The 13,680-nt window shown below is 61.4% G+C and carries 15 protein-coding genes; 13 read left to right on the forward strand and 2 right to left on the reverse strand.

The annotated features are described in order from the left end of the window. Window positions 1-35: 35 nt before the first annotated feature. Together ABJ363_05715 and ABJ363_05720 are read left to right on the forward strand one after the other, a co-directional pair. On the forward strand, window positions 36-887 hold the full coding sequence (locus tag ABJ363_05715; GenBank protein MEP4378478.1) for a response regulator: 852 nt from the start codon (window positions 36-38) through the stop codon (window positions 885-887). 226 nt (window positions 888-1,113) lie between these two features. Next, window positions 1,114-2,871, forward strand: a complete 1,758-nt coding sequence (locus ABJ363_05720) for an EAL domain-containing protein (GenBank protein MEP4378479.1) — start codon at window positions 1,114-1,116, stop codon at window positions 2,869-2,871. Between the two features lie 39 nt (window positions 2,872-2,910). Here the strand turns inward: ABJ363_05720 and ABJ363_05725 are convergent, their stop codons facing one another. Next, on the reverse strand, window positions 2,911-3,345 hold the full coding sequence (locus ABJ363_05725) for a hypothetical protein (protein MEP4378480.1): 435 nt from the start codon (window positions 3,343-3,345) through the stop codon (window positions 2,911-2,913). A 377-nt stretch (window positions 3,346-3,722) separates the two neighbouring features. Between ABJ363_05725 and ABJ363_05730 the strand changes: the two genes are divergently transcribed. The 10 genes from ABJ363_05730 (at window position 3,723) to ABJ363_05775 (ending at window position 12,360) form a co-directional block, all read left to right on the forward strand. After that, window positions 3,723-4,820: a PQQ-dependent sugar dehydrogenase gene (locus ABJ363_05730; GenBank protein ID MEP4378481.1), complete on the forward strand. Its 1,098-nt coding sequence runs from the start codon at window positions 3,723-3,725 to the stop codon at window positions 4,818-4,820. Window positions 4,821-4,912: 92 nt separating this feature from the next. After that, window positions 4,913-5,524, forward strand: a complete 612-nt coding sequence (locus ABJ363_05735; protein MEP4378482.1) for a DM13 domain-containing protein — start codon at window positions 4,913-4,915, stop codon at window positions 5,522-5,524. Window positions 5,525-5,588: 64 nt separating this feature from the next. Further along, window positions 5,589-6,359 carry a glucose 1-dehydrogenase gene (locus ABJ363_05740; protein MEP4378483.1) on the forward strand — a complete coding sequence of 257 codons (771 nt, stop codon included), beginning with the start codon at window positions 5,589-5,591 and terminating at the stop codon, window positions 6,357-6,359. Window positions 6,360-6,373: 14 nt separating this feature from the next. Further along, entirely contained in the window at window positions 6,374-7,234 is an 861-nt protein-coding gene (locus ABJ363_05745) for a fumarylacetoacetate hydrolase family protein (protein MEP4378484.1), read from the forward strand. Between the two features lie 370 nt (window positions 7,235-7,604). Next, complete coding sequence (gene cueR, locus ABJ363_05750) at window positions 7,605-8,003, forward strand: Cu(I)-responsive transcriptional regulator (protein MEP4378485.1); 399 nt, start codon at window positions 7,605-7,607, stop codon at window positions 8,001-8,003. 1 nt (window position 8,004) lies between these two features. Continuing rightward, entirely contained in the window at window positions 8,005-10,326 is a 2,322-nt protein-coding gene (locus ABJ363_05755; GenBank protein MEP4378486.1) for a heavy metal translocating P-type ATPase, read from the forward strand. Beyond that, window positions 10,323-10,691: an SHOCT domain-containing protein gene (locus tag ABJ363_05760; protein ID MEP4378487.1), complete on the forward strand. Its 369-nt coding sequence runs from the start codon at window positions 10,323-10,325 to the stop codon at window positions 10,689-10,691. Before ABJ363_05755 ends, ABJ363_05760 begins: the two co-directional genes overlap by 4 nt. Window positions 10,692-10,782: 91 nt before the next feature. Beyond that, window positions 10,783-11,163, forward strand: coding sequence for a hypothetical protein (locus ABJ363_05765; protein ID MEP4378488.1), 381 nt, complete (start codon window positions 10,783-10,785; stop codon window positions 11,161-11,163). An 84-nt stretch (window positions 11,164-11,247) separates the two neighbouring features. Further along, a complete protein-coding gene (locus ABJ363_05770) occupies window positions 11,248-12,009 on the forward strand; it encodes an ABC transporter permease (protein ID MEP4378489.1) in 762 nt (253 codons plus the stop codon). Window positions 12,010-12,102: 93 nt separating this feature from the next. Further along, on the forward strand, window positions 12,103-12,360 hold the full coding sequence (locus ABJ363_05775; protein ID MEP4378490.1) for a DUF5676 family membrane protein: 258 nt from the start codon (window positions 12,103-12,105) through the stop codon (window positions 12,358-12,360). Window positions 12,361-12,479: 119 nt separating this feature from the next. Here the strand turns inward: ABJ363_05775 and ABJ363_05780 are convergent, their stop codons facing one another. Then, entirely contained in the window at window positions 12,480-13,022 is a 543-nt protein-coding gene (locus ABJ363_05780) for a Crp/Fnr family transcriptional regulator (GenBank protein ID MEP4378491.1), read from the reverse strand. 64 nt (window positions 13,023-13,086) lie between these two features. Here ABJ363_05780 and ABJ363_05785 point away from each other — a divergent pair, with 64 nt between their 5' ends. Continuing rightward, window positions 13,087-13,680 carry a hypothetical protein gene (locus tag ABJ363_05785; protein MEP4378492.1) on the forward strand — a complete coding sequence of 198 codons (594 nt, stop codon included), beginning with the start codon at window positions 13,087-13,089 and terminating at the stop codon, window positions 13,678-13,680.

Here is a 13,680-nt window from a genome sequence, read left to right on the forward strand (position 1 = left end):
GGTTAAGGGCGTTTGATGACAATGGTACCCAACCCATGCCTGCGTGCAACATACTCCTCGTTGAAGACAACCATGCCGATGCGCTGATTGTTCGCACGATGCTCGGTATGGGTGGCGGTTCCGAGTTCAATATATCCCACGCGCAAACCTTGTCCGACGGTATCGACCAGCTTTCATCGGCAAGTTTTGATATCGCCCTCCTGGACCACGGCCTGCCCGACAGCAGCGGCACCGATGGTGTCAAGCGGGTATCGGAAATGCATCGCGAAATGCCGGTCATTGTTCTTACGGGCAATGATGATCGCAACCTGCCGTTCGAGGCGCTGCGTGCGGGCGCACAGGATTTTGTCACCAAGGATATTCTGATGAACCCGATGGCGGGGCGAGAGGCGCTGTTGCGATCGATCCACTATGCCCTCGCGCGCAAGAAACACGCCGCGATCGAGGAATCATTGCGTGATCTGGGTGACGCCGACGAGACCCTGATGGACCTTGTGGCCGGGCAGAGTGAATCGTCGGCGACCGCGCGCGCCATCGGGCAGGAATCCGTCGCGAGATCCGCGCCCGAATTGTTCAACGATCTGCTCACGCAATATGACGGGGCGCTCCGGGAATCCCTCGAAGATGCGGCGCATGAGGGCCGGATGGGCAAACCCGAGATATTGCAGTCCATCGGCGAAAGTATCGGCAAGACCGGCGGGACCGCGCGGGATGTGGTCGCAGTCCATGTTGCAACGTTGAAGAATTACCGGATCGACCATAATGCCGCCGAGGTTCGTCTCGCGACTGTCGAAGCACGACTCATGCTTGTGGAAGCGATGAGCTACCTGGCCTCTTACTATCGGACCCAGACGCTACGCGGCCTCGACGCACACGATCTCGGTTAGGGCAAACCCGAAGGGTCGAGCTCAATATCTACGGACCCTGTACCTGCGAACCCTATACCTGCTCAGGCGGCCTGTTGCCGGCGCGACGGTCGGCATCACGCTGCCGCGGGCGCGTATTCAGGGAGACGGCGCAGAGACCCAAACGGCCGTTCACGCCTGATTAACGCCATTCCGGTTATCATTCGGCTTGCCAGCACTTGCCCACCCATAACCCGGATTCAGCACAGTGTCCCAAGACGCCGTACAGGAGTTTGCCGCCGGATCCGATGAGTCCGGGCGGCGCATCTGCGTCCTGGTCGTGGATGACAATGAGGGTGACTATGTCCTCGTGAAATCGCTCCTGGGTCACGTCCCGGCGGTCGAGTATGAGGTGCGTTGGCTGGCCAGCGGGGACGACATCTCGGAACGTATCGCGGACATCAGGCCCGATATCTGCCTGATCGATTACAACCTCGTCGCCGAGACTGGCCTCGAACTGATCAAGACGATCACACAGCTCTTTCCACATTTGCCGTCGGTGCTTCTGACAGGGGACAGCGACCCGGACATTGATGCGGCGGCCATGCAGGCCGGCGCCGCCGATTTCATCGAGAAGTCGCGGTTCGACGCGCGCGATCTCGATCGCACCATCCGATATGCCGTCGAGCAAAAACGCGTCGAAGGCGATCTCGCCGTACGCGCGGAGACCGATGAACTGACCGGGCTCTACAATCGCGCCGGGTTCTCGGCGCGGCTTGAGCAGGCGATGGCAGTCGCGAACCGGACTGAACGCTATCTCGGGGTAATGTTCATCGACCTCGACCGGTTCAAGCATGTGAACGATTCGCTGGGGCATGCGGCCGGCGATGCGTTGTTGCAGGCGGTCGCCAGGCGCATTCACGCCTGTTGCCGCGCGACGGATGTCGTGGCGCGTATGGGGGGCGACGAATTCGCTGTCATTGCGACACATATGAAAGAGCCGTCCCTCTCGGGTCTGCTGGCGGACAAGATCGTTTCGGCGTTCATCGAACCCTTCGAGATCGATGGACATGTCGTCCATGCGGGTGCCAGCGTCGGGGTTACGACATATCCGGTGGATGACGGTTCGGCCGAGCAACTCCTCATGAATGCGGACATGGCGCTATACCGGGCGAAGGAAGAGGGCCGGAACCGGTATGCGATGTTCGACCGGGACATGGAAACGGCCGCCCGGCAGCGCCAGGAGACCGATGCGGAACTGCGCCTGGCCATTGAACGGGATGAATTGTTTCTCGAGTACCAGCCGATCATCGCGGCGGCGACCGGGCGAGTCGAGGCGATCGAGGCGCTGGTGCGCTGGGGTCATCGCGATGGGGTCCGTTATCCGGATTCCTTCATCGAGATTGCCGAATCCTCGAATCTGATCAATCTGCTCGGCGAATGGGTGCTCCGCGATGCCTGCCGGATGGCGGCGCGGCGGATCGCGTCCGGTGCCGAACCCATTCGCGTGACGGTAAATCTGTCCGCGGCGCAACTTGCCGCACCGGACCTGGTGGGTGTCGTGCAGCTTGTGCTGGCCGAGACCGGGTTGCCGGCCGAATTGCTCGAGCTCGAGATCACGGAATCCGTCATGATTCCGAACTTCGAGGGTGGCGAGCGTGTATTGACCCGCCTGCGGGAAATCGGGGTGAGCATTTCGATCGATGACTTCGGGACGGGATACACCGCGCTCGAAGTCCTCCGCGGGCTTCCCGTGCAGAAGCTCAAGATAGACCGCTCCTTTATCTGGGAAATAGACAACAGCAAACAGGTGCCACCGGTGGTAAAGGCCATCGTCGAAATTGGCCGCGCCTTCAGCCTGGACGTGATCGCCGAGGGCATCGAAACCGATGCGCAGCATGAATGCATGCGCGAGCTTGGTGTTGATTCGCTGCAGGGATTCCATATCGCGCGGCCCGCGCGCCGGGCCAGTTTCGAGACATGGCTCACACAAAGCGAAGGGGGCCGCGCGGCGCTGGCCTCGTAGTTCCCCGGTGGTGTCGCCGCGTGCTTCGCAGAGTCTCCCCTAGTTCTTCTGCGGTGAACTCTCGAACGACCAGTTCTCCGCCAGCATCGAGGCGGCCCACTCGACGAAGGCTGCGCCGGCACCGGTTTCGGGCAACTGTCCGGCGATGAAGCGTGCATGGTCCTTCATGATCTCGGCCTCGAAATCTTCGGCCCCGATTATGAATATTACGGGCTCGCGAAACGGGAGCCGGCTGTGAACCTCGTTCAGGAACCGCATGCCTTCGCGCTGGGCGTTTCGCAGATCCAGAATGACGATACTCGACGCCCGGCCCGACGCCGTGGCGAGAATGTCGATCCCGGCCTGGAACGTCTTGAGGTGCGTGACCGGATTCGTGGTGCTGCGTTCCTCGAGCTCGGCGATGAAATCGACAGCGAGCGTGTCATCGCCGGAGACCAGCAACAACTCGACAACCTGTCCGTCTGGCAGCTTCACGATGATGGACTCCTCAACGGTAAAGCCGGGTGCGTGAACAACCGGCAGTAGAAAATCTGTTTGTGCTGAGTGACTTCGCCGGAACTCGTGGAACGCGATAATCTTCGTTTTGTTGTCGGATATGGTGGCCGAAGTCCGATGGCCTGCCTGTGCCATCCGGTGGAGCCTACCACTGCCGGTGGTGTAAACTGGCGGTAACATAGCGTTGCCGCTTCCGTTTTGCGGCGTGGCATGAAACCCGCCGGCGCGGGCATGAAGGCGTTCCGGGGCCTTGTCCGTGGGCCCCGCTGACCCCACGTTCCATTCGGTGGTGCCGGTTCGGTATTGGAGGCGAAATGGTTCAGTGGAGACGCAGGGTTGCCGTTACGGCGATGGTTATGGCGGTTGTTTTGGCGGCGGCGCCGGGTCCGGCCGGGGCCGAAATGTTCGAATCTGCCGCGCACCGTTTCGAGACGGTGGTGCTGGCCGACGGGCTGGAAAACCCCTGGGGGCTCGCCTTTCTACCCGACGGTCGGATGCTCGTGACGGAAAGACCGGGCCGGTTGCGGATCTTCGACGCCGGCAAGGGCCTGTCCGGGCCGGTCTCGGGTGTGCCCGAGGTCGCCGCGCGCGGCCAGGGTGGTCTCCTCGATGTCGTCCTGCATCCCGAATACGCGACAAATGGCTGGATCTACCTGTCATACGCCAAGCCGGTCGACGGCGGCGCGCATACGGCCGTCAGCCGGGCGCGGCTCGACGGCGCGGCCCTGCGCGATCTGGAGGAGGTGTTCGTCGCCCGCAATCCGGGCTCCGGGAGCGTGCATTTCGGCTCGCGTCTCGCATTTGGTTCGGACGACAAGCTCTATGTGAGCGCGGGCGAGCGCGGCAACGCGAACCAGGCCCAGAACCCGAAGAACAACAACGGCACGGTCCTGCGCCTGAACGACGACGGCTCGATCCCGGCTGACAATCCGTTCGTCGGCCGCGACAACGCGTTGCCGTCGATCTTCACCTATGGCCATCGCAACCCCCAGGGCATGATCCGCCACCCGGTCCGCGGCGAGATCTGGGTCCATGAACACGGCCCTCAGGGCGGCGACGAGATCAACCTTCTGGTCGCCGGCGCCAACTATGGCTGGCCGGTCGTGACCTTCGGGCGCAGCTATGCGGGCTTTGCCATCGGCGAGGGCTCGGCCAAGCCCGGCATGACGCCGCCGCTGCATCACTGGACGCCGTCGATCGCGCCGTCGGGCATGGCCTTCTATGACGGCGATGCCTTCCCGCGCTGGCGCGGCAACCTGTTTGTCGGCTCGCTCAAGTTCCGCTATCTGGCCCGCCTCGTGCTCGACGGCACGCGGGTGGAGTCCGAGGAACGCCTGATCGAGCAGGATTTCGGGCGGGTCCGCGATGTGCGTCAGGGCCCGGACGGGCTGATTTACGTCCTGACCGATGAGGATGACGGGCAGTTGATCCGCCTGCAGCCCGCCCCGGAATAATCCGCGCCCGCGTGGTGTTCACGTTACAATCGCGACAGCTTTCCACCGCATAAACCAACTGTCGTACGCGACACAGCGAAAGGGTTCCCCCCATGAGACGCGCATTTCTGTACGGGTTCGGCTTCTCGGTCGTCGTGACCGCGGTCGTCGGCTGGTTCCTGATCTCGCCGCTGTTTATCGACGAGGTGGTGGACGAGCAGTTCCCCGGTGTCCCAACGCCGGATGCCCTGTCGCAGATGTCGGACGAGAAGAAGGCCGCCATGGCGGACGAGGTGCTTGAGGCCGCGCGTGGGATGCCCGACAAGGCGATGGACGACGCGCGGAACGAGATGACCGCGCCGGGTGCCCCTGTCGCGCTGGCGGCGGGTGCGTTCCGCGACGCGGACAAGCTCCACAAGGGCAGCGGTGACGCCGGGCTCTACCGGCTCGCCGACGGCAGCCATGTGCTGCGGCTCGAGAATCTCGATGTGACCAACGGACCGGACCTTCATGTATTCCTGGTGCGTCACCCGGGTCCGGTCGTGTCGTCGGATGTAACGGACGGCAACTACATCGATCTGGGTGCGCTCAAGGGCAACATCGGCAACCAGAACTACGCGGTTGCGCCGGGCACGGATCTGACCGGCTTCGCCAGCGTCGTGGTCTGGTGCAAGGCATTCGGTGTCCTCTTCTCCACCGCGCCGCTGGTGTCCGTGAGCAGTTGATTATTTACAGCCCGTAAGGCGCTACACTCGCCGGAACGAAGAGATTTTCCGGGGAGGGTCGAACATGTCCGATATATCTGCATCCGTTGAAGGGCGCGTCGTGATGATCACCGGCGCGGGCCAGGGCATCGGCCGCGCCTATGCGCTCAAATTCGCCGAGGCTGGCGCGATCCCGGTGATTGCGGAGATTGACGGCGCCAAGGGGGATGCCGTTGCCGCCGAGATCGAGGCGGCGGGTGGTGAGGCGCTGGCGATCCGGACCGACGTCACCGACCCGACCGCGGTCAAGGCGGCGATCGCCGCCACGCTCGACCGTTTCGGCAGGATCGACGTGCTGATCAACAACGCGGCGATCTTCGTGACCCTAGGCCGGCAGCCCTTCTGGGAAATCGATCTCGAGGAATGGCGCGCCGTGATGGATGTGAACATCACCGGCTGCTTCATCTGCGCCAGCGCGGTCGCCGGCCCGATGCGCGAAGCGGGCGGCGGGCGGATCATCAACATCTCGTCGTCGACCGTGCCCCAGGGCATTCCCGGCTTCACCCATTATGTGACGTCCAAATCGGCGCTGATCGGCATGACCCGCTGCATGGCGCGCGAACTTGGCGACGCGAACATCGCCGTCAACGCGGTGCTGCCTGGCATGATCGAGACCGAGATCGAGAATGCGGGCCGCAATGCTGCGGGCCGCGCGGCGATCATCAGTCACCAGTCGCTGAAGCGCCAGCAGGAGCCCATGGACATGGTCGGCACGTTGTTGTTCCTGTCGTCCCCGGCGTCGGGCTTCATGACCGGGCAATCCCTGTGCGTCGATGGCGGCGCCGCCTTTATCTAACGGAGCGCTGTGACATGCGACTTTGCCGCTACAATGATGACGAACTCGGGCTGGTGCTCGATGGCCAGCTGTTCGACGCTACGGCCGCGCTGGAATCCCTGCCGCCGCTCACCTGGCCCGTACCCCAGGGCGACCACCTGATCGCCAACCTGGACGCGCTGCGCCCCGCCATCGAACATGCCGCGGGCGATTCCCATCCCGTGCCGATTGAGTCCGTCGTGCTGAAGAGCCCGGTCGCGAATCCGAGCAAGATCATCGGGGCGCCGGTCAACTATCACAAGCATCTGGAAGAGGCGCAGGCGGACGCGGAGATCAATCTCGGCCGGGATATCAAGACCATCGACACCTACGGCCTGTTCATGAAGGCGAACAGCTCGCTGGTCGGGCCGGGCGAGGGGGTCGCGCTGCGGTTCGGCGACCGGCGCAACGATCACGAAGTCGAGCTGGCGGTGATCATCGGCGAGGGCGGGTCCGACATCGCCGAGGCCGACGCGATGGGTCATATCTGCGCCTATTCGATCGGGCTCGACATGACCGTGCGGGGCACCGAGGACCGCAGCCTGCGCAAGGGGATCGATACCTACTCGGTCCTCGGGCCGTGGCTCGTGACCGCCGACGAGATCGCCGATCCGGGACATCTGGATTTCGAAATCCGCGTCAATGACGAGGTGCGCCAGAAATCGAACACCGAGCATCTGATCTTCGATATTCCGCGCCTGATCGCCTATGCGTCATCCTTCATGACGCTCTATCCCGGCGACGTCATCATGACCGGCACGCCGGAAGGCGTCGGGCCGGTCGATCCGGGCGACACCATGCATGCCTGGATCGATCAGGTTGGCGAGATGTCGATCCCGGTGCGCGCGCACGTTTAAACCGGACCGAAATTCCAAACGCTTCCGCACCAAGCCTGTCGAAGGGCGGGTTTGTCGCGCGCGCCAACTCGTCATGCCCGGACTTGATCCGGGTATCTTCTTGGGTCGATGGATGGTGCTGAGATACGCGGGTCGAGCCCGCGTATGACGGGATGGGTTGTGTCTTTTCCGTCCCACTGCTCGTCATGCCCGCGAAGGCGGGCATCCATAAACACCGCGTCAGACGGGGCGGCCGCGGGTGACTATGGGTTCCCGCCTTCGCGGGAACGACGATTGTGCGATTTGAGCGCATTTAGCCGACTGTTCTTGACCTTCCAGTTGCTGGAAGGTCTATGTTGATCCCGTCATTCCGAGAAGCTGGAGACGGGCGATGAATATCAGCGAAGCGGCTGCGCAGGCGGGTCTGCCGACCAAGACCATCCGCTATTACGAGGATATCGGGCTGGTGGAACCGGCGCGGCGCCGCGACAACGGCTATCGGGACTATGCGGACCGCGACGTGCACATGCTTCGCTTCCTGTCACGGGCACGGGGCCTGGGGTTCTCCGTTGCGGACTGCCGGGCGCTGGTGGCGCTCTACGCCGACACGGATCGCAAGAGCGCCGATGTGAAGGAGATCGCGCTCAACCGGGTGGCGGATATCGACGCCAAGATCGTTGAGCTACAGGCGATGCGCGCGACCCTGGTCGATCTTTCCGAAAACTGCCATGGCGACGACCGGCCCGATTGCCCGATCATTGACGATCTGGCTGACCGGATGGGCCGCTGACATGAACGAGACGATGACAATGAACGTGACGGTAAATGACCCTGTTTGCGGTATGGACGTCGATCCGTCGACCACCGCGCATCATCACGAGCATGCCGGTGAGACGTATCATTTCTGCTCCGCCGGTTGCGCCACAAAGTTCGTCGGTGATCCCGAGTATTACCTGTTGCCGCCGGACGAACGGCCCGCGCCGATCGTCGTTCCGGGTGCGCAATACACCTGTCCGATGCATCCCGAGATCATTCGCGACGAGCCCGGTAGTTGTCCGATCTGTGGCATGGCGTTGGAGCCGATGAGCGTTTCGCTTGATGACGCTCCCAACCCGGAGCTCGTCGATTTCACGCGACGCTTCTGGTTTGGCGCTTTCCTGACTGTCCCCCTGCTCGTGATCGTGATGGGTGATTTGCTGCCCGGCGTTCATTTTGCCGAGTGGATTGGCACCCCTTGGTATGGCGTGTTGCAGTTCGTGCTCGGTACGCCGGTGATTCTCTGGTCGGGAAAACCCTTCTTCGAACGCGGCTGGGCATCGGTCGTGAGCCGCAACCTGAACATGTTTACGCTTATCTCGCTGGGAACCGGCGCGGCGTTCCTCTATTCGACCGTTGCCGCCTTCGTACCGGGAATTTTCCCCGACGATTTCCGTGGACCCGCCGGTGGTGTCGAAATGTACTTCGAAGCTGCGGCGGTCATCATTGTGCTGGTCCTACTGGGTCAGGTCATGGAGTTGCGTGCACGCGAACAAACCAGTGGCGCATTGCGCGCGCTCCTCGATCTGGCGCCGAAAACCGCTCGTCGGATACGCGATGACGGATCGGACGAGGAAGTGTCTCTCGATGCGATTGTGCCGGACGACAGGCTGCGAGTGCGTCCGGGCGAGAAAGTTCCCGTTGACGGGACTGTGGTCGAAGGTCGTAGCTCCATCGACGAATCGATGGTGACGGGCGAATCCATCCCGGTCGAAAAAGCGCCTGACGATACGGTGATCGGGGCCACCCTGAACGGCACCGGTGGACTGGTAATCCGCGCCGATCGAGTCGGCGCCGATACCATGCTGTCGCGGATCGTGCAGATGGTTGCGGAAGCCCAGCGATCCCGCGCCCCGATTCAGCGACTGGCGGATGCCGTCGCCGGGTATTTCGTTCCAGTGGTCGTGGTAATCGCCATTGTTGCTTTTATCGTCTGGGCGATCTGGGGGCCGCCGCCGGCCATGGCGTTTGCACTCATCTCGGCGGTGTCCGTTCTGATAATCGCCTGTCCGTGCGCCCTCGGCCTCGCCACCCCCATGTCGATCATGGTCGGGACCGGGCGCGGCGCCCAGGCCGGGGTCCTGATCAAGAACGCCGAGGCGCTCGAGAAGTTCGAAAAGGTGGACACGCTGGTGGTCGACAAAACCGGCACGCTGACGGAAGGCAAGCCGCGGCTAACGTCCATTGAAACTGCTTCCGGCACGGCAAACGACGATCTTCTGCTTCTAGCTGCCAGCCTGGAACGCGGCAGTGAACATCCGCTTGCCGCTGCCATTGTTGATGCGGCACTTGATGCGGATCTCGATCTCGTGGAACCCACAAGGTTCGAGGCAGTGACTGGTAAGGGTGTTGCGGGCGAGGTCGATGGTCAGAAAGTCCTCCTGGGGAATGCCAGGATGCTCGAACATGCAGGGATTGACCCGGGCAACTGGACCGACCACGCAGACGAGCTTCGCCGGGAGGGTGAGACAGTCATGCTGGTCGCGGTCGACGGCGCGATTGCCGGCATCATCGGTGTCGCGGACCCGGTCAAGCAATCAACTCCCGAGGCCCTGCGTTTGTTGCGCGAGGAAGGGATTCGCGTGGTCATGCTCACCGGTGACAATCGGACGACCGCAGAGGCCGTGGCGCGACGCCTCGGAATCGAAGATGTCGAAGCAGACGTTCTGCCCGAGGAAAAGGCGGCGGTCGTAAAGAAATACCAGTCCGAAGGCCGGATCGTGGCGATGGCGGGTGATGGCGTGAACGACGCGCCAGCTCTCGCGAGCGCGGATGTGGGCATCGCCATGGGCACGGGGACGGATGTCGCGATCGAAAGCGCGGGTATCACGCTGATCAAGGGCGACCTGATGGGTGCCGTGCGGGCACGGCGCCTGTCGCGCGCAACCATGCGAAACATCCGCCAGAACCTGTTCTTTGCGTTCTTCTATAACGCGCTTGGTGTGCCGATCGCGGCCGGTGTGCTGTTCCCGTTCCTGGGCATTCTGCTTAGCCCGATGTTCGCGGCCGCGGCGATGAGCCTGAGCTCGGTGTCGGTTGTCGGAAACGCGCTGCGCCTCCGAAAGGTCAGGGTATGACGAATGGGAAAACATTGGTCCGGCGCATATTTGGGGTGTCCCTCGCGACCTCGTGGGTCGTGGTCGAACCTGCAACCGTGTCGGCTATTGGGTATGGCGACGGCCTTATGGGTTGGGGCTCCGGCTTCGGTCTCGGTCATATGTTCTTCGGCGGCGTGATGATGATTGCGTTCTGGGGCACGATCATTGTCCTGTTTCTGGCAGTGCACCGGTTCTCAGGTTCGGGAACGCCGCAGCGTCAGGACGCGGCTGACCGGAGTCTCGTGTTGCGTCGTCTCGAAGAAATATATGCGAAAGGCGATATCGATCGCACCGAATTCGAAGAGAAGCGGCAAACCCTGATGCAATCGCGTGGGTCTGTCTGAGGTGGGGGGACCGAGTATGGATGTCCATGATCCGAAATGGTTCGCGGGCTTTCATCGATGGGAAAACTCTTAATCGAAAAGGATTCAAAAGATGAAAACGATACTGACTGTACTCGCTATTTCCGCAGTTCTGGTGTCACCGGCCCTGTCTCACAGTTCCAACGACGCGCTAGGCGCGCACCAGGGGTTTTCACAAATGGACCGGATGATGAATCGAGCGGATGAGACGACGGATCCAGCGGAACGTCGCGAACTTGAGCAACAACACATGACACTCATGAGCGCACAGATGGGCATGATGCACGAAATGATGGGTGGTCATCGTGATGGTCCATCAGATTCCCCGCGGATGGGTCCGGATTCGATGGAAGACCGGGCAAACCGCATGGAAGATCGCATGGACATGATGCAACAGATGATGGAGCACATGTTTGCGCAGCAGGAAATGATGATGCGTGACGAAAGCCGGTAGGATCGCGCCGTCATCCGCATTCTTTCGGATAGGGCGGTTGTGCATCTGCGTGCGACCGACCCGTTCGAATGTTGGGCCGGCACCATGAATGTTCGCGGAACCTATACCCTGTGCCGCCGCGAGACTCTGCGTTTTAGATCGGTATGGTTGCAAACGATCTTGGGGCCGGTGATCAGCGTTCTGCTCTTTGTCGTCGTGTTCACCGCGGCCTTGGGACGTAGCGATATTGTCATAAGCGGTACGTCCTACGTTGCGTTCATCGTCCCGGGGCTGGTTCTTATGGCGATGCTCCAGAACGCATTCGCGAATACGTCGTCATCGCTGCTGATCGCAAAGGTCAGCGGCACAATTGTCGATGTTCTGATGGCTCCGCTCGCGCCGTTTGAGCTTGTGATCGGATATGCCACGGCAGCCGTTTTCCGAGCGCTTATTATCGCGGCTTTGTTGGTCAGTGTGGTCGCTCCGTTTGTCGATATCGCCGTTAACAGTTGGCCCCTGCTGATTGCCGTCGGCCTTCTCGCGAGCATGGCGTTCGCCGTCCTGGGAATCATTACCGGCATACTCGCCACCCGCATGGAACATGTGGCCGGCATGTCGATGATCATCATCGCGCCGCTGACGATGCTCGCCGGTACGTTTTACTCGGTATCGACGCTGACGGAACCGTTCCAGGCCCTGAGTTATTTGAACCCGGTTTTCTATGCCGTGGACGCATTTCGGGACGCCTTCACCGGCGTGTCAGAAGGGGCTCCGGTGGCTAGTTTGATCGGCCTGATCGTCGCGAACTTCATGCTGTTTGGAACGGCAGTTCTGATGTTTCGGAACGGCTATCGCCTGAAAGGTTGAATATTTTCTGTGCTTGGTGAGGGGCGGTTTGAAGATCGGCCTGCGTGTTGAAGTTTTCGAATGGCATTCCGGAATTCTATTAGGGGACGAAAAATGGCAATCAATGCAAACAAACTGGCGATCGCCACGGCCACCGTGTTTGGCGTTCTGTGGATTATCTGTAGCGCGCTCGTTGCGATGTTTCCCGGGCCGATGCTCCGGATGACCGCCTACATGGTCCACGCGGAACCGTTGGCGTTCCAGTGGTCTCTCTCGTTGGTGGGTTTTGTCTGGGGATTGGTGCTTTGGTCTGTTCTGTCGGGCTTGATCGTCTGGATGATTGCGCGTTTTTACAACCGCATCGCGGCCTGAGTTTTCCGCTTGCATGCGGAGAAACGCCAGCCTGGCAGAATTAGCCAAATCGTGGACACTAACTGAAGAGTTGATTCCCGTGAAAGGTTCACAGGCGCGACTATTCCCAAGACATCGCATCAGCTTATTCCCGCCCGCTTTGCCAGTTCCCGGTAGAGTGCCTCGGGACTGACACCGATCTGCTGTGCGAGACTTTTCCATTCGCCCTTCGGGGGCAACGCACCATGCCAGCTTTCCCATGCCGTCAGTCGCGCTTCGATTGTCTTGAGCGACAGCACCTCGGCCCGAAACCTTGTGTTCTGAACTTCATGTGCCAGGTGCGCCATGAAGGCTTCGGCAAATGCCGGCTCGCTCCGAAGTCGTTTGCGCAGCGTGCTTCGCGGGATGCTCTGGACCGTTGTCGCCTCCCGGGCAACCGCGTCGCAGTGGTAGCTATTCGCGAACAGGGACGCCTCCGCGATCACCCCGCCGGGGCCTGTGCGTTGCAGGATGACAGCGCCGCCATTCTCATCGAATCGAACAAGATGCGCCTCGCCCTCAAGCACCAGGTAGAGGTGCCGGATGGGCTGTCCAAGATGGAAAAGATGCTCACCGGGATCGAGCTTAAGGCGGGTGCCGCGCGATGATCGCAGAAGATCAAATATCTCCGAGGACATGATCATGATCATGTCAGATTCGCGACAACGCGGGCAAGGTCCGGACTGAATTAACACGCAGGAGAGTAAAATGCTGAAGTATATTGTTACCGTTGCCGCCTTGATGTTGCCGCTTGCCGCACAGGCACAGCATGCCGATCGCATGCATAATTCCGGTATGCCCCATGTCGATCATGGCCGCGATCACGGTGTCGGGATGGAGCGAGTGGAAAGCGTCTCCGCCCGGGAACCGGGCCAGGGCGCCTTCGCCGCAATTCAGGAGATCGTCGCGCTATTGGAATCCGATGCGGGCACCGACTGGACGAAGGTAGATATCAACGGGCTCCGGGAACATCTGATCGATATGGACAACGTCACATTGCGAGCGGTCGTGACGGTGACGAACATTGATAGCGGCAAACGCTATCTGGTGACGGGCGCAGGGGCGATCCGTGATTCGATCGACCGCATGATCAAAGGGCACGCCGAGACCATGGACGGGGTGAACGGCATCAATATCTCAGCCGTCAGCTTCCCGAACGGCGCGGCGATGACCGTAACGGTTGCGGATCCCGGGAATCTGGCGAAGCTCGACGGTCTCGGCTTCATCGGGATCATGGCGCTCGGCACGCATCACCAGGATCATCACCTCATGGTCGCGAAGGGTGAAGACCCGCATGGGTGA

The organism is Alphaproteobacteria bacterium, from assembly GCA_039980135.1.
Taxonomy (GTDB): domain Bacteria; phylum Pseudomonadota; class Alphaproteobacteria; order UBA6615; family UBA6615; genus UBA8079.

Bases quoted from the DNA above. Each gene is read 5' to 3' on its own strand.
- ABJ363_05715 (MEP4378478.1), top strand. From the start codon at position 36: ATGCCTGCGTGCAACATACTCCTCGTTGAAGACAACCATGCCGATGCG.
- ABJ363_05730 (MEP4378481.1), top strand. From the start codon at position 3,723: ATGGCGGTTGTTTTGGCGGCGGCGCCGGGTCCGGCCGGGGCCGAAATG.
- ABJ363_05735 (MEP4378482.1), top strand. From the start codon at position 4,913: ATGAGACGCGCATTTCTGTACGGGTTCGGCTTCTCGGTCGTCGTGACC.
- ABJ363_05740 (MEP4378483.1), top strand. From the start codon at position 5,589: ATGTCCGATATATCTGCATCCGTTGAAGGGCGCGTCGTGATGATCACC.
- ABJ363_05745 (MEP4378484.1), top strand. From the start codon at position 6,374: ATGCGACTTTGCCGCTACAATGATGACGAACTCGGGCTGGTGCTCGAT.
- cueR (MEP4378485.1), top strand. From the start codon at position 7,605: ATGAATATCAGCGAAGCGGCTGCGCAGGCGGGTCTGCCGACCAAGACC.
- ABJ363_05755 (MEP4378486.1), top strand. From the start codon at position 8,005: ATGAACGAGACGATGACAATGAACGTGACGGTAAATGACCCTGTTTGC.
- ABJ363_05760 (MEP4378487.1), top strand. From the start codon at position 10,323: ATGACGAATGGGAAAACATTGGTCCGGCGCATATTTGGGGTGTCCCTC.
- ABJ363_05765 (MEP4378488.1), top strand. From the start codon at position 10,783: ATGAAAACGATACTGACTGTACTCGCTATTTCCGCAGTTCTGGTGTCA.
- ABJ363_05770 (MEP4378489.1), top strand. From the start codon at position 11,248: ATGAATGTTCGCGGAACCTATACCCTGTGCCGCCGCGAGACTCTGCGT.
- ABJ363_05775 (MEP4378490.1), top strand. From the start codon at position 12,103: ATGGCAATCAATGCAAACAAACTGGCGATCGCCACGGCCACCGTGTTT.
- ABJ363_05780 (MEP4378491.1), bottom strand. From the start codon at position 13,022: ATGATCATGTCCTCGGAGATATTTGATCTTCTGCGATCATCGCGCGGC.
- ABJ363_05785 (MEP4378492.1), top strand. From the start codon at position 13,087: ATGCTGAAGTATATTGTTACCGTTGCCGCCTTGATGTTGCCGCTTGCC.